This is a genomic window from Rhodopseudomonas palustris (assembly GCF_003031265.1).
GTDB lineage: Bacteria > Pseudomonadota > Alphaproteobacteria > Rhizobiales > Xanthobacteraceae > Rhodopseudomonas > Rhodopseudomonas palustris_H.
In genome coordinates this window covers 1,569,583-1,589,186 of record NZ_CP019966.1, presented here as the reverse complement: position 1 = coordinate 1,589,186, position 19,604 = coordinate 1,569,583, and the positions used below count along the sequence as shown (strand labels likewise).

The following is a 19,604-nucleotide window of genomic DNA, read 5'->3' as shown; positions in this document are numbered from 1 at the left end:
GTTCCTAATTCCCGCAGCGTCGTTAATGCCGCAGGGTTCCTACGGCTTCACAGCAGTTTGCCGTCCGCGCCGAAGAACGGATGCGGGCCGTCGAACGCTCCGATCGAGACCTGATGCGTGACGAGTTCGCCGCGCTCGGCGAACCAGGCGTGCAGGTGAAACGCCGGCGGTTCGACGCAAAACGACGGCGCGAGCTGTTCGCCGAGATCCAGCGCCACCGCGTGATTGGGGGCCGGACAGATCGTCGCGACAGTCCCGGCAAAGCCGGTCACCGTTGGGCGGTGCACGTGGCCCGCAGCGACCAGCCGTACCCACGGATAGCGCTCGACGAGGGTTGCGAACTCCGCGGCGTTGCAAAGGTTCTGGCGATCCATGTGCCAGATGCCGGTGGCGAATGGCGGATGATGCAGGAACAGCAAGGCGGGCCGGTGATCCGACGACGACAGCACAGCCTCGAGCCATTGCAACGTGCCGGCATCGAGCTCGCCATGCGGCTGGCCATGAACATTGGAGTCGAGCAGCACGATATCGATCCCGTCGACGGGATAGAGCTGATTGAGCGGTCCCTCGGCTGGGAATGTTGGCTGCGCGAACGCGGTGCGCATCAGGTCGCGGGAATCGTGATTGCCCGGTACGGCAACGAACGGAATCTGCAGCGGCGCCAACAGCCGTTCGAGATGCGCGTATTCCTCAGCGCTTGGGGTGTCGACCAGATCGCCGGAGATCACCACCAGGTCGGGCCGCGGCGTCAGCGCGTTCAGCGCTGCGACGCAGCGGGTCAGCGCCGCCGCGGTGTCGACCTTGCCGTAGGCGAGTTCGCCGGGCGCCTTGATATGCAGGTCTGAAATCTGGGCGATCAGAATCGGCTTCGGCGGCATGGTCGGATTTCTCATTCTGGTTCGTCACAGGTGCTCGGGCAGCAGCCGGATGGCTTCGGGATCGGCCACGAGGCCGATGCGATCGCCGCCCCTGATCGGCAGCGCGTTCGGCGCGTCGATCGCCAGCGGCCGCGCGGCAGCGCCGGACACTACGACGCGCTGGCGGTCTCCGACGAAACTGACGCTGGCGACGACGCCGTGCAGCGTCGCGGCCTCGGGCGCTGCAATCCGGATCGTCTCCGGGCGGATCATCGCGACCGCGCGGCTGTGGCTATTGCTGCCCGCGACGCGCCAGTGTCCGCCCGGCAATCGCAGCGCACCATCGGTGATCTCGGCCTCGATGATATTGGCGGCGCCGACGAACTCGGCAACGAACCGAGTGGCCGGGCGGAAATAGATCTCGCGCGGCGTGCCGACCTGCGCGATCGCGCCCTTGCTCATCACCACGATGCGGTCACCGAGCGCCATCGCCTCGGCCTGATCGTGGGTGACGTAGATCGTGGTGATGCCGAGCGAGCGCAGCAACCGGTCGAGCTCGCCGCGGAGCCGCTCGCGAAGTGCCGCATCGAGCGCCGTAAGCGGTTCGTCGAGCAGGAGCACCGCGGGACGGATCGCCACGGCGCGAGCGAGAGCGACGCGCTGGCGTTGGCCGCCGGAGAGCTGATCGATCCGCCGATGCTCAAGCCCGGCGATGTTGGTCAGCGCCACCAGTTCGGCGATCCGCGCGGCGCGCTCCGCCTTGGCGACGCCGCGGATCTTGAGCCCGTAGCCGATGTTGTCGGCCACCGTCATGTTGGGAAACAGCGCGTAGGACTGAAACACCATGCCGACATTGCGTTTCTCGATCGGCACCGAGGTCACGTCGGCGCCGTCAAACAAGACCCGCCCGCCGGTATCCGGGCTCTCCAGCCCGGCGATGATCCGCAGCATCGTGGTCTTGCCGCAGCCGGACGGACCGAGCAGCACCAGCGTTTCGCCGCGTGCGATGCTGAGGCTTGCCGGCTCCAGCGCGCGGGTGCCGTCCGCAAAGGTCTTGCCACAGGCCGCGACCTCGACCGCCACGCCATGTCCGTCATCCGCCGTCATCGTTTCGGCTCCCGCTCCGCGAGCAATTGCATCGCCACCAGCAAGGGGACGATCATGATGAAGAAGATCAGCGTGTAGGCCGAGGCGACTTCGAGCCGCATCGACGCGTAGCTGTCCGCGAGGCCGACAGGCAATGTCTTGGTCAGCGGCGTGTGCAGCATCCAGGTGAGATTGAACTCGCCAAGCGACAGCGTCACCACCATCAGGGCGCCGGCCAGAATGCCGGGCATCGCATTCGGCACGATGACATCGACGAACCGCCGCGCCGGCGATGCGCCGAGCGAGGCGGCGCCCTCATCGAGGGTGCGGATGTCGATGGTGGCGAACACCGCCATCACCGATCGCACCATAAACGGCATGGTGAACACCACATGGCCGACCAGAATGAACAGCCAGGACCGGCGGAACTCACCGAAGCCGCCATAGGTGAGCAGCAGCGCCAGCGCGATTGCGAGGCCCGGGATCGCCAGCGGCAGCGTGATTACCTCTTCGATCAGCCGCGACCAGACGCCGCCGCGGATATGCAGCGCGTAGGCGGCCGGAACGCCGACGACCAGCGTCACGGCCAGCGTCGCCAGTGCGATCACGAAGGACAACACGATGCTGTCGGCATACAGCGTCCACACCTGCACCACCCATTGCAGAGTGACGCCGGATGAAATGCCGCGGAAGTAGTTCGCCGTGACACCCGCTGCGATCGACAGCAGCGCCGGCACCACCAGGAAAGCAGCAACCAGCAGCGTGAACAGCAATTGTCCGGCGAAGATCAGACGGTCGCGCATCTGCCTAGCCCGTCGCCGCCACGGTGCCGCCGGTCAGCGACCGCGCCAGCACCAGCATCGCCCAGGAAATCAGGCCGAGGCCGACCGACAGCGACGCCGCGGTGGCAAAGTTCGCCGCCAGCGTGAACTCGGTGTAGATCAGCATCGGCAGCACATCGATATTGGTGGCGAGCGTGAAGGCGGTGCCGAACGCGCCCATCGCGGTCGCAAATGCGATCGCGCCGGAAGCAACGAACGCCGGCACCAACGCCGGCAGCACCACGTCACGCTGCACAGCCCACGGGCTGGCACCGAGCGAGCGCGCGGCCTCTTCGAGCCCCGGATCGAGCTTCTGCACCGCCGCCATGATGGTGAGGATCACCCGCGGGATCGAGAAATACAGATAGCCGAGGAACAGCCCCCAGATCGAATAGGCGAACACCACCTTGGTGCCGGTCGCGAGCCGCGTCAGATCGCCGATCACGCCCTGCCGTCCGGCCAGCAGGATGATCAGAAAGCCAATCACAACGCCGGGGAACGCCAGCGGGAACGTCAGCATCGCGATCAGCACCGCGCGGCCGGCAAACTGGTGCCGCTGTAGGAAAAGCCCAGCGATGGTGGCGATGATCAGCGTCGCGACCGTGGTGGCGGCGGCGAGCAGCACGGTGTTGATCAGCGTCGCGCGGTAGCGCGGCTCCAGGAGGATCGCAAGATAACCGGCCGGCCCTTGCGGCCCCTCGGCGCCGACCACCACCAGCCGTGCCATCGGCAGCAGGAAGAACGCCGCGGTCAGTACGACCAGCGGCGCCAGACAGATCAACAGGAAACGTCGGTGCTTCATGATTTGGGGCTGTCCCGGCCGTGACCGGCCGGGAGGAGGGACCGGCTCAGCGGACTTCGGCGAGGTAGCGATCGGTGAAAGCCTTCTGCGCGGCTTCCATCTTGGCCCAGTCGACGTTCTTGGCGCGCGCGTAGTCGCTGTCCGGCAGGAACTTGGCCTTGACCTCGGGCGGCAGCGCGATCGGCCGCGCCGGGCGCAAGTACGCGTTGGTCCAAAGCGCCTGGCCCTTGTCGGACAAGAGATAGTCCATCACCTTCTTGGCCTTATCGGCGTCCGGCGCGCCCTTCACCAGGCTGACCACATAGGGGAACACGACCGAACCTTCGCACGGGATCACGAAGGCGAAGTTGCCCTTCTCGGTGTACTTGGCGCGATAGGCATTGAAATCGTAGTCGAACAGGATGGGAATCTCGCCCGACACGACGCGGGCGTAAGAGGTCTGCTTCGGCACGATCGCGTCATTGTCGTGCAGCTTCTTGAAGAACGACACCGCCGGCGAGAAATCCTGATCGCTGCCGCCGAGCGCGAGATTGACCGCGACCGCACCGACATAGCCGACCGCCGCCGAAGGCGGATCGAGATAGCCCACCATGCCCTTGTAGTCCGGCTTCTCGAGATCCTTCCAGCACGCCGGAACCGGCTTGCCGCCGAGCGCATCGACGTTGACGAACAGGCCGAGCGTGCCGGAATGGATCGCGGTCCACTCGCCTTCGGGATCCTTCAGGCCGGCCGGGACTTCGTCCCACTTTGCCGGCTTGTACGGCTGGGTGACGCCCTGCGCCTTCGCCTTCATGCCGAAATTGACGCCGAAGTAGCCGATGTCGGCGACCGGGTTGCTCTTCTCGGCGATCAGCTGCGACAGCGCCTGGCCGGAGTTTTTGTTGTCGAACGGGATGTCGTAGCCCAGATCGGCTTTGACCTGCTTCAGCATCGTCGCCCAATCGGCCCACTGCGGCGGGCAATTGTAGCAGATCACATCCGCAGCCTTCGCCGGCTGCAGCGATGCAAATGCGGACAGCGCACATAGCGCGGTCATCAACCGGACCAGTTTCATCGGCTTCCTCGTTTTCGACTGAGCGCAGCCTCGGGCGGCAAGGCCGCCACTGCGTGCCCTCCCCCTATCGATCGCCGATGACAGGTTTGCGACAGCGCCGGTAACAGGTGCCGCGAGCCGCAACCAGGAACTTTCGCTGCTGCAAATGATTGAGACGCGAACGACTGCGCCCGGCCTCCCGACGAGGGCTTGATCGCGTCCGGGCCAGTCCGATCGCCGAGCCTGTGCTGCGACCATCGAGAACCGAGCCGCCAGCCGCAGAGTTCGCGCACGAACCTTCAAATGCCCTGCCCGCGCGCTAGCCACCGGCGAGCGGGCCCGACAGCGAAAGGAGTTGCTGATGCCGACGTCCGCCAAGAGCAATGCTTGTAGACCGTGGGACGACGAACAGGTCGAGCGGTTGAAGGAGCTGATTGCCAGCGGCGCATCGGCGGTGCGCGCGGCAGCCGCCCTGAAGCGCGCCCGGTCGTCAGTGCAGGTGAAGGCGCGCAAGCTCGGCATGCCGTTCATGGCCAGCCGCGACGCCAAGCGCATCCGCAACGCCAAGATCGCCGAGGCCGAAAGCCGCCTCGCGCGCTGACGTTCTGCGGTAAGATCATCCTCGACAATCAGCGCACGGTCGTCGGGTCGCGGCAGGCTGTCGCACCCGGCGATCGTTTCTGGCGCAGAGCGCGCCATAACTAATTACCTTTGACCAAAGTGCTAATCGGATGAATAACTAACGCGCCAATTTTTTGCGGCGCCGCTGTGGAAAACAGCCCATAATGCACCGGCTAACGCCGCCATCGAATCAAATCTGAAAGGCGCCCGCCAAGCGGGTGAAAGGGTCACACAATGCAATACTGGATCATTGCATTCACGGCCGCGCTGGTCGTGGTCATCGGTTACGCCGCCGGTCCGGTCGGCGCGCTGGTCTCGCTGCTCGCTTTCGCGGGCTCGCTCTATCTGATGTGGGCGCGCAAGCTCGGCTTCGCCGGCGCGTGGACGCGGTTCGCGCTCGACCGGTTCTCGGCTCCGTTCTGGAAGGGCGAGAACTGGGAACGCTTCAACGCCATGTTCCACGACGGTGAGAGCGTCGTGAAGGCCGGCACGGTCGCAACCGCGCTGATCGCGCTGTCGCTGATCCTGCCGCCGAGCCAGGTTGCGCTGATCGCCGCCGTGGTCGCCGCTTGGTACGCTTTCGAAGTGTATCGCAGCCACCGTCCGGTGGTTCGCCCGACCACCGCGATCGAAGCCAAGCCGGCCAACGACAGCGTGCTGTACACCCAGGTCCGCAACGAAAGCGCCAAGATCAACTGATCGCCTCTGGCGGATCGTTCGAGCCACTGACGACGCAGGCGGCGGGGATTTCCCCGCCGCTTTTGTTTTGGCCGCTCCCGCTCCCCGACCATCGGACTAGTGCCGCGCAGCCGCCTTTGAAGGCCGATCTTCCGCAGGCGGCGCCAGTGCGGCGCGGCCCTTCCCGCCCACCATCGATCCACCGCACGACAACTGCACATTATTTGTGCAAATTCTGCGCATTGTATGCAATTGGGCGGGGCGGACGCGACCCTCCCAAACCCCCATTCCTAAAAATACAGCAACATTTCAGACGGTTATGCAGATTTGAGCGTCTGGCACGAAGCTTGCGAACCAGTTCCATCAGCTACTTCCTCGTTGCTTTTGGAGCCGCATATGAAGCGTCGTGATTTCCTCAAGTCCGCTACAGCCCTCGCCGCCGGCGCGATGGTGCCAGCACCGGCGATCTGGTCGGCCGCCAAGGCCGACGCCCGGTCGGAAACTCTGCTGGTCGTCTCCGAAAGCGGCCCGAACAACCTCGACATCCACGGCGTCGGCACCAACGTGCCCGGCTACGAGGTGTCGTGGAATTGCTACGACCGGCTGATCACCCACGAAATGAAGGAAGGCCCCGGCGGCGTTCCCTACTACGACAAGGACAAGTTCAAGGGCGAGCTCGCCGACGACATGGTGATCGGCGACATGTCGGCGACCTTCAAGCTGAAGAAGAACGCCACCTTCCAGGACGGCACGCCGGTCACCGCCAAGGATGTGAAGTGGTCGCTCGATCGCTCAGTCAGCGTCGGCGGCTTCCCGACCTTCCAGATGAGCGCCGGCTCGCTGACCAAGCCCGAGCAATTCGTGGTGGTCGACGACCACACCGTGCGGGTCGACTTCCTCAAGAAGGACCGGCTGACGATCCCGGATCTCGCGGTGATCGTGCCCTGCGTCGTCAACTCCGAGCTGGTGAAGAAGAACGCCACCGAGAAGGATCCGTGGGGTCTCGAATACACCAAGCAGAACACCGCCGGCTCCGGCGCCTATCGGGTGGTGAAGTGGACCGCCGGCACCGAAGTGATCATGGAGCGCAACGACAAATGGGTCGGCGGCCCGCTGCCGAAGATCAAGCGTGTGATCTGGCGGATGGTGCCGCAGGCCGGCAACCGGCGGGCGCTGCTGGAGCGCGGCGATGCCGACATCTCCTACGAGCTGCCGAACCAGGACTTCGCCGAGATGAAGCGCGACGGCAAGGTCAACGTGGTGTCGCTGCCGATCTCGAACGGCATCCAGTACCTCGGCATGAACGTCACCCAGCCGCCGTTCAACAATCCGAAGGTGCGCGAAGCGGTGGCCTATGCGGTGCCGTATCAGAAGATCATCGACGCGGTGATGTTCGGCCTCGCCAACCCGATGTTCGGCGCGGCCGCCGACAAGTCGACCGAAGTGAAGTGGCCGCAGCCGACCAAGTACAACACCGACATGGCCAAGGCGAAGGCGCTGATGGCGGAAGCCGGCTACGCGGGCGGCTTCGACACCACGCTGTCGTTCGACCTCGGCTTCGCCGGCGTCAACGAGCCGATGTGCATCCTGATCCAGGAGAGCCTGGCGCAGATCGGCATCCGCTGCACCATCAACAAGATCCCCGGCGCCAACTGGCGCACCGAGCTCAACAAGAAGGTGATGCCGCTCTACGTCAACATCTTCTCGGGCTGGCTCGATTATCCGGAGTACTTCTTCTACTGGTGCTATCACTCCGGCAAGTCGATCTTCAACACCATGGGCTACGACTCGCCCGAGATGGATAAGCTGATCGACAGCTCCCGCATCGCCGCGGCGACCGGCGACACCGCGACCTACGACCGCGACGTCAAGGGCTTCGTCGACCTCGCCTTCACCGACATCCCGCGCGTCCCGCTGTACCAGCCCTACCTCAACGTCGCGATGCAGAAGAACGTCTCCGGCTTCGCCTACTGGTTCCACCGCCGTCTCGACTACCGGACGATGGTGAAGGGCTGAGCGTGACGACGACGCTCCTCTTCTCCCTCTCCCGCTTGCGGGAGAGGGCCGGGGTGAGGGCGACGCGGGCACTGTGCCTGGGCCCCCCCACCCCGCCCCCTCCCCGCAAGGGGAGGGAGCAGGCTGCGGCGCTTAGCGACGCAATGCTCTCTAACGCGATGACTTAAGGGTATGATCCAATGCTCACCCTGATCGGCAAACGCCTGATGTTCGCGATCCCGAGCCTGATCGGCGTGGTGATCGTCACCTTCCTGCTGACCCGCGCGCTGCCGGGCGATCCGGCGGCGTATTTCGCCGGGCCCGCGGCCAGCAAGGAGGCGATCGAGCAGATCCGGCACAAGCTCGGCCTCGACAAATCGCTGCCCGAACAGTTCGTCCGCTACACCACCGATCTCGCCCGCGGTGACCTCGGCGAGTCGCTGACCACCGGCCAACCCGTCGTCACCGAACTGAAGAACCGCCTGCCCGCCTCCGCCGAACTGACGCTGCTCGGCCTCGCTCTGGCGATCGTGATCGCGATCCCGCTCGGCATCATGGCGGCGACGCGGCCGGGTTCGTGGATCGATCACCTCTGCCGCGTCACCACCACCGCCGGCGTGTCGCTGCCGGTGTTCTTCACCGGCCTGCTCTTGGTCTACGTGTTCTACTTCAAGCTCGGCTGGGCCCCGGCGCCGCTCGGCCGGCTCGACGTGTTCTACTCGGCACCGCCGACCGTCACCGGCTTCTATCTGATCGACAGCCTGATCGCGCGCGACTTCGAGACCTTCCGGTCGGCGCTGAGTCAGCTTCTGCTCCCCGCAGCAACCCTGGCGATCTTCTCGCTGGCGCCGATCGCTCGCATGACCCGCGCCTCGATGCTGGCGGTGCTGGCCTCTGACTTTGTCCGCACCGCGCGCGCCAGCGGTCTGTCGCCGCGCAAGGTGACGATGACCTACGCGTTTCGCAACGCGATGCTGCCGGTGATCACCACGCTGTCGATGGTGTTCTCATTCCTGCTCGGCGCCAACGTGCTGGTCGAGAAGGTGTTCGCCTGGCCGGGCATCGGCTCCTACGCGGTCGAAGCGCTGATCGCGTCCGACTTCGCGCCGGTGCAGGGCTTCGTGCTCACCATGGCGGTGATGTACGTGCTGCTCAATCTGACAATCGACATTCTTTACGGCGTGATCGACCCACGCGTGCGGCTGGAAGGCTAGGAGCATGACCATGACCAGCGTCGCCCCTCCGATCGGCGAAACCTCCGCCAGCGCCAAGCCCGCGCGCCGCTCCGCACTGCGGGACACCATCGAGCACACCCGCTACGTGCTCGGCGACAACCGCGTCACCGCCTTCGCCTTCGGCCTGTTGGTGGTGATCGTCTTCGCGGCGCTGTTCGGACCTTACATCGTCCCTTACGATCCGCTCGCCAGCGACACCGCGCAGGCGCTGAAAGCCCCGTCGGCAGCGCATTGGTTCGGCACCGACCAGCTCGGCCGCGACATCTTCAGCCGCGTCGTGGTAGCGACACGGCTCGATCTGTTCATCGCGGTCGCCTCGGTGGTGCTGGTGTTCCTGATGGGCGGCCTCGCCGGCGTCGCCGCGGGTTACTTCGGCGGCTGGACGGACCGCATCGTCGGCCGGATCGCCGACACCATCATGGCGTTTCCGCTGTTCGTGCTGGCGATGGGCATCGTGGCGGCACTCGGCAACACGGTGCAGAACATCATCATCGCCACCGCGATCGTGAACTTCCCGCTGTATGCCCGCGTCGCCCGTGCCGAAGCCAATGTCCGCCGCGAGGCCGGCTTCGTGATGGCTGCCCGCCTGTCCGGCAACAGCGAGATGCGCATTCTGCTGGTGCACATCCTGCCGAATATCATGCCGATCATGATCGTGCAGATGTCGCTGACGATGGGCTACGCGATCCTCAACGCCGCCGGCCTGTCGTTCATCGGCCTCGGGGTCCGTCCGCCGACCGCCGAGTGGGGCATCATGGTCGCGGAGGGCGCATCGTTCATGGTCTCCGGTGAATGGTGGATCGCGCTGTTCCCCGGCCTCGCGCTGATGATCGCGGTGTTCTGTTTCAACCTGCTCGGCGACGGCCTGCGCGACATCTTCGACCCGCAGCGGAGGACGTGAGCGATGAACATGTTAGCTGCTTCCCTCGCCCCGCACGCCTCCGTCATGGCCGGGCTTCACCCGGCCATCCATCCCGCTTCGCAAAACGTCTTCCCAAGAGCGATGGACCGCCGGGCCTTCGCCGCGCAGAAGGGGCTTCGGCCCCGCAGGCGGGTCAAGCCCGGCGGTGACAACTGGAATGTGGAGATGCCGCGATGACCACCCAGCCCCTGCTCGACGTCCGTGACCTCACGGTCGAATTCGTCACCCGTCGCGGCATCGTCAAGGCGGTGCAGCATGTCGATATCAGCGTCGGCAAAGGCGAGACGCTGGCGATCGTCGGCGAGTCCGGCTCCGGCAAGTCGGTGACCTCCTACGCGGTGATGCGGATCCTCGACCGCGCCGGACGGATCGCCGAAGGTTCGGTGATGTTCGGCGGCATGGATCTGAAGGCCGCCAGCGAGCACGAGATGCGTGACCTGCGTGGCCGCGAAATCTCGATGATCTTCCAGAACCCGCGCGCCGCGCTCAATCCGATCCGAAAGGTCGGCGATCAGATCGAAGACGTGCTGCGCCAGCACGTCCAATCAACCTCGACCGATCGCGGCGAAAAGGCGATCGCGGCGCTGGAGGCGGTGAAGATCGCGCGGCCGCGCGAGCGCTATCACGCCTATCCGTTCCAGCTCTCCGGCGGCATGTGCCAGCGCGTGGTGATCGCGCTGGCACTGGCCTGCAATCCGCAGCTGCTGATCGCCGACGAGCCGACCACCGGCCTCGACGTAACCACCCAGAAGGCGGTGATGGATCTGATCGTCGAGCTGACAAAGAGCCGCGGGCTGTCGACGATCCTGATCACCCACGACCTCGGTCTCGCCGCCGCCTATTGCGACCGGGTCGTGGTGATGGAGAAGGGCCGCGTGGTCGAAACCGCCTCGGCGGCCGATATCTTCGCCAATCCGCAGCACCCCTACACCAAGAAGCTGATGCGCGCGACGCCGCGGCTCGGCGTGAGTTTGCGGGAACTGCTGCCGGAGGGCGAAGACGGCGCGGCTCCGCGTGAAGGCGTCATCGCCGGGCTCGACCCGGCGATCCATCCCATTTCGGGAGAAGCTTGGTCGAAGACGATGGACCCCCGGGTCAAGCCCGGGGGTGACGATGAGGCGAGTGGCGAGCACGAGGACACGAGTAACTCGAAGAGCCCCGCCCCCCTCCTCCTCGTCGAAAAGCTGGTGAAGGAATATCCGCGCCAGGGTGCGACGGCGACGCTGAGCCGGTTGTTCTCACGCGGGCCGGCGCCGGAGCCGGAGGTGTTTCGCGCGGTCGACGGCATCAGCTTCCAGATCGGCCATGGCGAAAGCGTCGGGCTGGTCGGCGAGTCCGGCTGCGGCAAGTCGACCACCTCGATGATGCTGATGCGGCTGCTTGATCAGACCTCGGGCCGCATCGTGTTCGACGGCGAGGAGATCGGCACCATCCTGCCGCAGCGGTTCGCCCGGCTGCCGCTGCGCAAGTCGATCCAGATGGTGTTTCAGGATCCGACCGACAGTCTCAATCCACGCTTCACCGCGGCGCGCGCGATCGCCGATCCGATCCTGCAGCTCGGCGACATCAAGGGCCGAGCCGCGGTGCGGGCGCGCTGCGAGGAACTGGCCGAACAGGTCGGCCTGCCGCTCGATCTGCTCGACCGTTTTCCGCATCAGCTGTCCGGCGGCCAGAAGGCGCGAGTCGGCATCGCGCGTGCCATCGCGCTACGGCCCAAGCTGGTGATCCTCGACGAGCCGACTGCTGCGCTCGACGTCTCGGTGCAGGCGGTGGTGCTGAACCTGCTGCAGGACCTGAAGCAGACTCTCGGGATGAGCTACCTGTTCGTATCGCACGACCTCAACGTGGTGCGGCTGCTGTGCGACCGCGTCGTGGTGATGCGCTCGGGGCGGATCGTCGAGCAGGGAACGTCCGAGCAGGTGCTCGGCAGCCCGAAGCACGACTACACCCGCGAACTCCTCACCGCGATCCCGCATCCGCCGCTGCCGGTGACGTGATGACGCGATGCGCAATTCTACATGGTCATTCCGGGGCGCGCGCAGCGCGAACCCGGAATCCCGAGATGATCAAGAGATTCCGGGTTCGCTCGCTCACGCGAGCGCCCCGGAATGACGACCTGAACTATAGCGCTCGTGAAAGGTACTGGCTTTGAACGATCCCCTCGACTCCTACATCGACGCCGTTGCTGCTGCGCTTGGGCTGCCGATTGATCCGGCGTGGAAGCCGGCCGTGCGGGCCAATCTCGAGGTCTCGCTGAAGCTGGCGCGGATGGTCGATGAATTTCCGCTTCCCGACGAGACCGAACCTGCGAGCGTGTTCCGTGCCTGAAATCGACCCCACCATGTCCACTGACTGGATGACCGCCGCCGAGATCGCCGCAGCCGTGGCGAACCGGAGCACCACTGCGCTCGCCGCCACCGAGGCCGCACTCAGCCGTATTACCAAGGCCGATCCGACCCTCAACGCTTTCACCCATGTCGTCGCCGAGCGGGCCCGCGCACGCGCCCGAGACATTGATGCCGCGATCGCGCGCGGCGAAAGCGTCGGCCCGCTCGCCGGCGTGCCGTTCGCGGTGAAGAACCTGTTCGATGTCGCCGGTCTCCCCACCCGCGCCGGCTCCAAGATCAACCGCGACCGCAGCCCGGTCGCCAGCGACGCGCCGCTGATCAAGCGGCTGGAAGCGGCCGGCGCAGTACTGATCGGCGCGCTCAACATGGGCGAATACGCCTACGACTTCACCGGCGAGAACATCCACGACGGCCCGTCGCGCAATCCGCACGATCCGACCCGGATGACCGGCGGCTCCTCCGGCGGATCAGGCGCGGCGGTCGCCGGCGGCGAGGTGCCGCTGGCGCTCGGCTCCGATACCAATGGCTCGATCCGCGTCCCCTCCTCGCTGTGCGGCATCTTCGGGCTCAAGCCGACCTATGGGCGGCTGCCGCGCACCGGTTCGTTCCCGTTCGTGGCGAGCTTCGATCACCTTGGCCCGCTGGCACGCAGCGTCGCCGATCTGGCGCTGGCTTACGACGCGATGCAGGGGCCGGACGACGGCGACGCCGCCTGCACCACGCGGGCGCCGGAGCCGGTGTCCGGCCTGCTCGCGGGGGGCATCGACGGCCTGCGGATCGCAAAGGCCGGCGGTTACTTCGAGGCCAATCTGTTTCCGGAAGCGCGCGAGGCTGTCGACCGCGTGGTCAAGGCGCTCGATATCACCCGCTCGGTCGAACTGCCGGAGGCCGCCCGCGCCCGCGCCGCGGCTTACGTGATCAGCACGACCGAAGGCGCTTCGCTGCATCTCGACCGGCTGCGGCAGCAGCCGCATGATTTCGATCCCGCGGTGCGCGACCGGTTGCTGGCCGGCGCGATGGTGCCGGCGCCGCTGGTCGACCGGGCGCAGAAATTCCGGCGCTGGTACCGCGCCCGCGTGCTCGAACTGTTCGAGAAGGTCGACGTCATCATCGCCCCGGCAACGCCTTGTGTGGCGCCCAAGCTCGGACAAGTCACCTTCACGCTCGATGGCGTCGAACTGCCGGTGCGTGCCAACGTCGGCATCCACACTCAGCCGATCTCGTTCATCGGCCTGCCGGTGGTGGCCGCGCCAATCCCGCTCGAGCCGCTGCCGATTGGGGTGCAGATCATCGCCGCGCCGTGGCGCGAGGACATCGCGCTGCGCGTCGCCGCAGCGCTGGAGCGCGCCGGCGTGGCCCGCGCGCCGCGACCAAAGGATTTCTGACCATGGATATCGATCTGCCCGACGTTGTCGCCGAAGTCGGCGATGCCTTCGCCCGCTACGAGGCCGCGCTCGTCGGTAACGACGTCGCCACGCTCAACGAGCTGTTCCACGACGATCCGCGCACGCTGCGCTATGGCGGCGGCGAAAACCTCTATGGCTACGACGAGATTAAAGCGTTCCGCGGCGCTCGCTCGCCGGTCGGGCTGATGCGTACCACCGCGCGGACGATTATCACGGCTTACGGCCGTGACACCGCGGTCGCATCGACCTTATTTTACCGCGACAACGCGCCCGGCAAGGTCGGACGTCAGATGCAGACCTGGGTACGGTTTGCCGAAGGCTGGCGCATCGTCGCGGCCCATGTCAGCATGATCGACGAACCGCGGGCGTCGCCATGAGCTTCGATGATGCGCAGACTTCACGCCGAACCAGGTCGCCTCTCGCGCCGCCGGGAGTAATCAATCCGGACGCGCGGATCGTGCGGTCCGCTCCCCCTCCAATCAAGATCACCCGCGCCGAGGAGCTGCGGCGCCAACTTGCCGACGAGATCGTGCGCGGCACGCTACGACCCGGCGCGGCGCTCGACGAAACCGATATCGCACAGCGTTTCAAGGTCTCGCGCACGCCGGTGCGCGAGGCGCTACGACAGCTCGTCGCCAGCGGCCTCGTCGAGTCGCGGCCGCATCACGGCGCGGTGGTGGCGCAGCCGTCGTTCGAACGGCTGACCGGCATGTTCGAAGCGATGTCCGAACTCGAAGCACTGTGCGCGAGCTTCGCGGCCGAGCGGATGACGCCGCTGGAGCGCCGGACGCTGGAAACGATTCACGAAGAGCTGCGGATGCTCAGCTCGCAGGGCAATCCGGAACGCTTCCACGACGTCAACGAGCACTTTCACAACGCGATCTATGCGGGCGCGCATAACGACTACATCGCCGAGATCACCCTGGCGACGCGAGTGCGGGTACAACCGTTCCGCCGCGCTCAGTTCCGCAATCTCGGACGGCTGGCGAAATCCCACGCCGAGCACGACCGCGTGGTGATCGCGATCCTTCGCGGCGACCGCGACGGCGCCGCGAAGGCCATGCGCCATCACATCGATCTGGTGCGCGACGAATACGAAATTTACGCGGTGTCGGTATGAGCAAGTTTGAAACGATCAGTGAAATCGTCGCCGCGCATCGCGCCGGCACCACCACCCCGGTGCAGACGATCGCGCGCTGCTATCAGCGCATCCGCGCATATGCCGACCCGGCGCTGTTTATCACCCTGCGGGACGAGGCCGATGCGATCGCCGAGGCGGTTGCGCTGGCAGCGCGCGATCCATCGCTGCCGCTGTACGGCGTGCCGGTCGCGGTGAAGGACAATATCGACGTCGCCGGCCTGCCGACCACCGCCGCCTGCCCGGCGTTTGCGTATCAGCCAACCCGCGACGCCACCGCGGTCGCCAAGCTGCGCGCCGCCGGTGCGATCGTGATCGGCAAGACCAATCTCGATCAGTTCGCAACCGGTCTGGTCGGAGTCCGCTCGCCCTATGGCGTGCCGCGCAACGCGATGCGCAGCGATCTCGTGCCCGGCGGATCGAGCTCAGGCTCAGCGGTCGCGGTCGGTGCCGGTCTGGTGCCGCTGTCGCTCGGTACCGATACGGCGGGCTCCGGCCGGGTGCCGGCGATGCTCAACAACATCGTCGGGCTGAAGCCGAGCCTCGGGATGATCTCGACCACGGGTGTCGTGCCGGCGTGCCGCACGCTCGACTGCGTCTCGGTGTTCGCGCTGACTACCGATGACGCGATCACCGCCCTGCGGGTGATGACGGCGCCGGACGCTGAAGATCCGTTCTCGCGCGAGCGGCCGGTGGCGGCAGTCACGGCGATGCCGCCGCGGGTCCGACTCGGCGTACCGCAGAAAGGTCAGTTGCAGTTCTTCGGCGATGACCTCGCGGCAGGGGGATACGAGGAGGCGCTGGAGCGCTGGCGGCGGCTCGGCGCGGAGCTGATTGAGATCGACGTCGAGCCGCTCTACGAGACGGCTCGGCTGCTCTACGAAGGGCCATGGGTGGCTGAGCGCTTTCTGACGATCCGGGAGCTGCTCGAAACCCAGCCGGACGCGGTGCATCCGGTGACGCGGCAGATCACGCTCGCCGGCGCCAAGCTGTCAGCCGCCGACACCTTCGCGGCGCTCTACCGGCTGCAGGCGCTGCGCAAGATCGCCGAGCGCAGCTTCGCCGGCATCGACGCGCTGGTGCTGCCGACCGCGCCGACCGCCTACACAGTCGACCAGGTGCTGGCCGATCCGATCGCGCTGAACAGCCGGCTCGGCACCTACACCAATTTCGTCAACCTGCTCGACCTCTGCGGCCTCGCGCTGCCGGCGTCGATCCGCAGCGACGGCATTCCGTTCGGCATCACCCTGCTGGCGCCTGCCGGGCGCGATGCCGAACTCGCCAGCCTCGGCCGCGTCTTCCATGCCGACACCGCGCTACCGATCGGCGCCAGCGGCCAGTCCCAGCCGCCGCTCGCCGACGTCACCGACGGTGATGCGCCCGAGGAGATCGCAATCGCGGTGGTCGGAGCGCATCTGTCCGGCATGCCGCTGAACCGGGAACTGACCGCACTCGGCGGCCGGCTGCTGTCGGCCACCGCCACCGCACCGGACTACAAACTCTATGCGCTGAAAGGCACCGTGCCGCCGAAGCCCGGCCTGCTGCGCGTGGCGCCCGGTGGTGGTTCTGCGATCGCTGTGGAAGTGTGGGCGCTGTCGCCGGCCGCATTCGGCTCGTTCGTCGCGGCAATCCCATCGCCGCTGTCGATCGGCACGCTGATGCTCGCCGACGGCACCGCGGTGAAGGGCTTCCTCACCGAGCCGGCGGCGATCGAAGGCGCCCGCGATATCTCGCATTTCGGCGGCTGGCGCGCCTACATGGCAGATCTGGCGGCGACCGGCTGAACGGTCTCCGCCATCAGCGGAAGAACACTTCCTGATTACGGCGCTCGAGTTCGGTCGAATAGGTCCGCAGCACGTGCGCCTCGCTGACGGTGCCGATCGCGCGCCGATCCTCGTCGTTGTCGATCACCACCAGCACGTCTGCCTCGGTGCGATCGAACGCTGCGAGAATGTCGCGCACCGTCACTTGCGGCAGCAGAAATTGATCGCGCTGCTGCGCCAGGGTCTCCAGCAGCGCCTCTCCCGGATCAGCAACGCCGTGCAATTCGGCCGAGTTGACGATGCCGGCGTAGCTGCCGTCGCCATGCCGCAACACGATCTGCTTGACGCGGCCGGGCGGGAACAGCTTCTGCGCCTCGACGATCGGCAGGTCGGCCGGCGCGGTCGGGAAATCCGTCCGCATCAGCGTGGCAGCGCTGATCTGCTTGACCCAGCCGATGTCCTGCGGCCCGCGGATGGTCTCGCCGCGCAGATGGAAGCGCCAGGTGGCGAAGCTATAGCCGAACAGCTCGCGCACGATCAGCGCGCTCATCGATGCCGCCACCACCGCGCCGATCGTCACCCAGAAGTCGCCGGTCAGTTCGAGCGCGAGACAGATCATGCTGAACGGGGCGCCGATTACGCCGGTGCCGAGCGCCACCATGCCGGCCACCGCAGCCGTGCCGGGCTGCAGCGCGATGTCCGGGAAGTACGGCGTGAGCACCGTGCTGTAGAGCTGGCCGATCAGCGAGCCGAGCATCAGCGAGGCGAAGAACAGGCCGCCGCGGAAGCCGGCGCCGAGCGAAATCGCCGACGCCAGCGTCTTCAGGATCAGCGTCGTCAGCAGCATCAGCCAGGTCGGGTTGGTGATCAGCAAGAGCTGCATCGCGCCATGGCCCGATCCGAGCACGGTCGGGCTGAGCAGCGCCAGCCCGCTGAGCAGCAGTGCGCCGATCACCAGCCGCAGCGCGCCGCGCCAGATGCTGATGCGCTGAAACACCCGCTCCGAAAAAGCCACCGCCAGCATCACCAGGATGCTGAAGAATGCGCACAGCACGCCGAGCAACATGGTCTGGCCGATCATCTCGACCGAGGCCGGCGTCGGCACGCCGGGGATCTGCAGGAACGACGGGTGCACCAGATTGCGCATCACCAGCCACGACGACACCGCGCTGGCGATCACCGGCACCAGGCTCGCCGAGGTGTAGGCGCCGAGCACGACCTCGAAGGCGAAGAACGCACCGGCGAGCGGCGCGGTGAACGCCGCACTGATCGCACCGGCGGCGCCGCAAGCCACCAGCAGCCGCATGTCGGCGCGCCGGGCGGCAAGCCGCTGGCCGATCTGCGAGCTGAACGCGGCGCAGATCTGAGTGTAGCCCGCCTCCAACCCGACCGACGCACCACAGCCGTTCGACAGCAGCGTCTGCAGCGAGATCAGCAGGCTGCCGCGCATCGACACCCGTCCGCCATACAGCGCGTTGGCTTCGATCGCGTCGGCGAGCCGGCCCTTGAACCGGCCGGCGTAGAACAGGCCGATGATGGTCAAGATAATGGCGCCGCCGAGCGGCACCAGCAACGTGCGCTGCCAGGAGATCACGCCGTTGGCGCTGAGCCGTGTATCGAATGGGATACTGAACAGCACCGCATGCGCGAATTCGCTGAGGCGCCAGATGATCGCCACTAACAAGCCCGACAACAGCCCGATCACCACCGCAACCAACACCAGACCGATTTCCCGGTTGCGCACGAAATTGCGCACCACGGCAGGCAGTCGCCACGGCGTGGACGCCGCCGGCGCCGCGGAGGTGGGGCCTGCAACAGCGGGCGTATCCGGGCGCGAGACCACGCTCATCGGGCGGCCCCGCCGGCAAGGACGGTCATCGACATGAAGCGGGGCACATGGCTGCGGGCGATCCTCGGGAAAATACAAGCCCGTGCCGGCTCGGACGCCGCACGAACTCGGCTGATTGGCGCCAGCTTCTACCGGCTGATCAGACGGATCGCCAGTGCAGAGCTGGCAACCAATTAAGGCAGCATCGTCGGGCTCGATTTTCGTCGTTTTGGCTGTATGGTCCGAGGGTTGTCAGGGAGGACAGGATGACTGGCAGAGCGGTGATCGGCGTGATCGGCAACGCCCATCTCGTCGATAATCGGTTTGCCGTCCAGCATGTGGGCGAGCGCAACCTGCGCGCGGTGGCCGAGGTGGCCGGCGCGCTGCCGCTGATGTTCGGCGGCTCGTCCGAGTTCGCCCAGATCGAGGACCTGCTCGCGGTTGTCGACGGCATCCTGCTGACCGGCGGCCGGGCCAATGTGCATCCGACCTACTTCAAGACCGAGCCCAATTCCCGCCACGAGCCCTACGACCAGCCGCGCGACGAACTGGCGCTGGCACTGGTGCGCACCTGCGTCGAGCGCGGGGTGCCGCTGTTCGGGATCTGCCGCGGCTTTCAGGAGATGAACGTCGCCTATGGCGGCTCGCTGCATCCGGAGATCCGCGAGTTGCCGGGGCGGATGAACCACCGGATGCCGCGGCTGGAGAACGGCGAGATCCATCCCGATCCGACCGTGGTGTTCGCCGATCGCCACGACGTGCAGCTCACGCCGAGCGGCGTATTCGCGCGGCTGTTCGGCCGCGATCTGATCCGGGTGAATTCGCTGCACGGCCAGGGCATTCTCGAGCCCGGCCCACGCGTCGTGATCGAAGGCGTCGCCGAAGACGGCACCATCGAGGCGATCCGCATCGCCGATGCGCCGGGCTTCGCGCTCGGCGTGCAGTGGCACGCCGAATACGATCCGCAGGTCAATCCCATCAACCGCGCGCTGTTTTTGGCCTTCGGCGAAGCGGTCACCGCCTATCGTACGGCGCGGCAGCGGCCCGCCGTGCTGCGGCGGTCGGGCTGAG

General features: G+C 66.5%; 18 protein-coding genes. 12 read left to right on the top strand and 6 right to left on the bottom strand.

Going from position 1 to position 19,604, the window contains the following annotated elements; translation table 11 throughout:
- Positions 1–47 precede the first annotated feature (47 nt).
- Genes RPPS3_RS07405 through RPPS3_RS07385 form a run of 5 tightly spaced genes read right to left on the bottom strand, consistent with a single transcriptional unit; the run spans position 48 to position 4,620 of the window.
- Positions 48–878 carry a phosphodiesterase gene (locus tag RPPS3_RS07405; RefSeq protein WP_107343507.1) on the bottom strand — a complete coding sequence of 277 codons (831 nt, stop codon included), beginning with the start codon at positions 876–878 and terminating at the stop codon, positions 48–50.
- Positions 879–902: 24 nt separating this feature from the next.
- On the bottom strand, positions 903–1,964 hold the full coding sequence (locus RPPS3_RS07400; protein WP_107343506.1) for an ABC transporter ATP-binding protein: 1,062 nt from the start codon (positions 1,962–1,964) through the stop codon (positions 903–905).
- Positions 1,961–2,746 carry an ABC transporter permease gene (locus RPPS3_RS07395; RefSeq protein ID WP_107343505.1) on the bottom strand — a complete coding sequence of 262 codons (786 nt, stop codon included), beginning with the start codon at positions 2,744–2,746 and terminating at the stop codon, positions 1,961–1,963. Before RPPS3_RS07395 ends, RPPS3_RS07400 begins: the two co-directional genes overlap by 4 nt.
- Before the next feature lie 4 nt (positions 2,747–2,750).
- Positions 2,751–3,566 (bottom strand): ABC transporter permease, encoded by an 816-nt coding sequence (locus tag RPPS3_RS07390; protein ID WP_107343504.1) that lies wholly within the window; start codon positions 3,564–3,566, stop codon positions 2,751–2,753.
- A gap of 46 nt (positions 3,567–3,612) precedes the next feature.
- Positions 3,613–4,620 carry an ABC transporter substrate-binding protein gene (locus RPPS3_RS07385; RefSeq protein ID WP_107343503.1) on the bottom strand — a complete coding sequence of 336 codons (1,008 nt, stop codon included), beginning with the start codon at positions 4,618–4,620 and terminating at the stop codon, positions 3,613–3,615.
- 340 nt (positions 4,621–4,960) lie between these two features.
- Between RPPS3_RS07385 and RPPS3_RS07380 the strand changes: the two genes are divergently transcribed.
- From RPPS3_RS07380 to atzF, 11 genes are all read left to right on the top strand, one after another.
- On the top strand, positions 4,961–5,200 hold the full coding sequence (locus RPPS3_RS07380; protein ID WP_011157036.1) for a hypothetical protein: 240 nt from the start codon (positions 4,961–4,963) through the stop codon (positions 5,198–5,200).
- Positions 5,201–5,454: 254 nt separating this feature from the next.
- Positions 5,455–5,919 (top strand): hypothetical protein, encoded by a 465-nt coding sequence (locus RPPS3_RS07375; RefSeq protein ID WP_011157035.1) that lies wholly within the window; start codon positions 5,455–5,457, stop codon positions 5,917–5,919.
- A gap of 375 nt (positions 5,920–6,294) precedes the next feature.
- Complete coding sequence (locus RPPS3_RS07370; RefSeq protein WP_107343502.1) at positions 6,295–7,914, top strand: ABC transporter substrate-binding protein; 1,620 nt, start codon at positions 6,295–6,297, stop codon at positions 7,912–7,914.
- A gap of 179 nt (positions 7,915–8,093) precedes the next feature.
- A complete protein-coding gene (locus RPPS3_RS07365; RefSeq protein ID WP_107343501.1) occupies positions 8,094–9,107 on the top strand; it encodes an ABC transporter permease in 1,014 nt (337 codons plus the stop codon).
- 10 nt (positions 9,108–9,117) lie between these two features.
- Entirely contained in the window at positions 9,118–10,029 is a 912-nt protein-coding gene (locus RPPS3_RS07360) for an ABC transporter permease (protein ID WP_107346486.1), read from the top strand.
- Between the two features lie 194 nt (positions 10,030–10,223).
- On the top strand, positions 10,224–12,047 hold the full coding sequence (locus tag RPPS3_RS07350) for a dipeptide ABC transporter ATP-binding protein (RefSeq protein ID WP_107343500.1): 1,824 nt from the start codon (positions 10,224–10,226) through the stop codon (positions 12,045–12,047).
- A gap of 151 nt (positions 12,048–12,198) precedes the next feature.
- Positions 12,199–12,378, top strand: a complete 180-nt coding sequence (locus RPPS3_RS07345) for a DUF4089 domain-containing protein (protein ID WP_107343499.1) — start codon at positions 12,199–12,201, stop codon at positions 12,376–12,378.
- Between the two features lie 13 nt (positions 12,379–12,391).
- Entirely contained in the window at positions 12,392–13,783 is a 1,392-nt protein-coding gene (locus RPPS3_RS07340) for an AtzE family amidohydrolase (protein ID WP_199852197.1), read from the top strand.
- A gap of 2 nt (positions 13,784–13,785) precedes the next feature.
- Positions 13,786–14,181, top strand: a complete 396-nt coding sequence (gene hpxZ / locus RPPS3_RS07335; protein ID WP_107343497.1) for an oxalurate catabolism protein HpxZ — start codon at positions 13,786–13,788, stop codon at positions 14,179–14,181.
- Complete coding sequence (locus RPPS3_RS07330) at positions 14,178–14,924, top strand: GntR family transcriptional regulator (RefSeq protein WP_234820132.1); 747 nt, start codon at positions 14,178–14,180, stop codon at positions 14,922–14,924. The genes hpxZ and RPPS3_RS07330 overlap by 4 nt, the downstream gene beginning before the upstream one ends.
- Positions 14,921–16,726, top strand: a complete 1,806-nt coding sequence (gene atzF, locus RPPS3_RS07325) for an allophanate hydrolase (RefSeq protein ID WP_107343496.1) — start codon at positions 14,921–14,923, stop codon at positions 16,724–16,726. The genes RPPS3_RS07330 and atzF overlap by 4 nt, the downstream gene beginning before the upstream one ends.
- A 13-nt stretch (positions 16,727–16,739) precedes the next feature.
- On the opposite strand, the gene RPPS3_RS07320 is transcribed toward atzF, so the two are convergent.
- Positions 16,740–18,554 (bottom strand): chloride channel protein, encoded by a 1,815-nt coding sequence (locus RPPS3_RS07320; RefSeq protein WP_107343495.1) that lies wholly within the window; start codon positions 18,552–18,554, stop codon positions 16,740–16,742.
- Positions 18,555–18,799: 245 nt separating this feature from the next.
- On the opposite strand from RPPS3_RS07320, the gene RPPS3_RS07315 reads away from it, so the two are divergent.
- Positions 18,800–19,603, top strand: a complete 804-nt coding sequence (locus RPPS3_RS07315; RefSeq protein WP_107343494.1) for a gamma-glutamyl-gamma-aminobutyrate hydrolase family protein — start codon at positions 18,800–18,802, stop codon at positions 19,601–19,603.
- Position 19,604 lies beyond the last annotated feature (1 nt).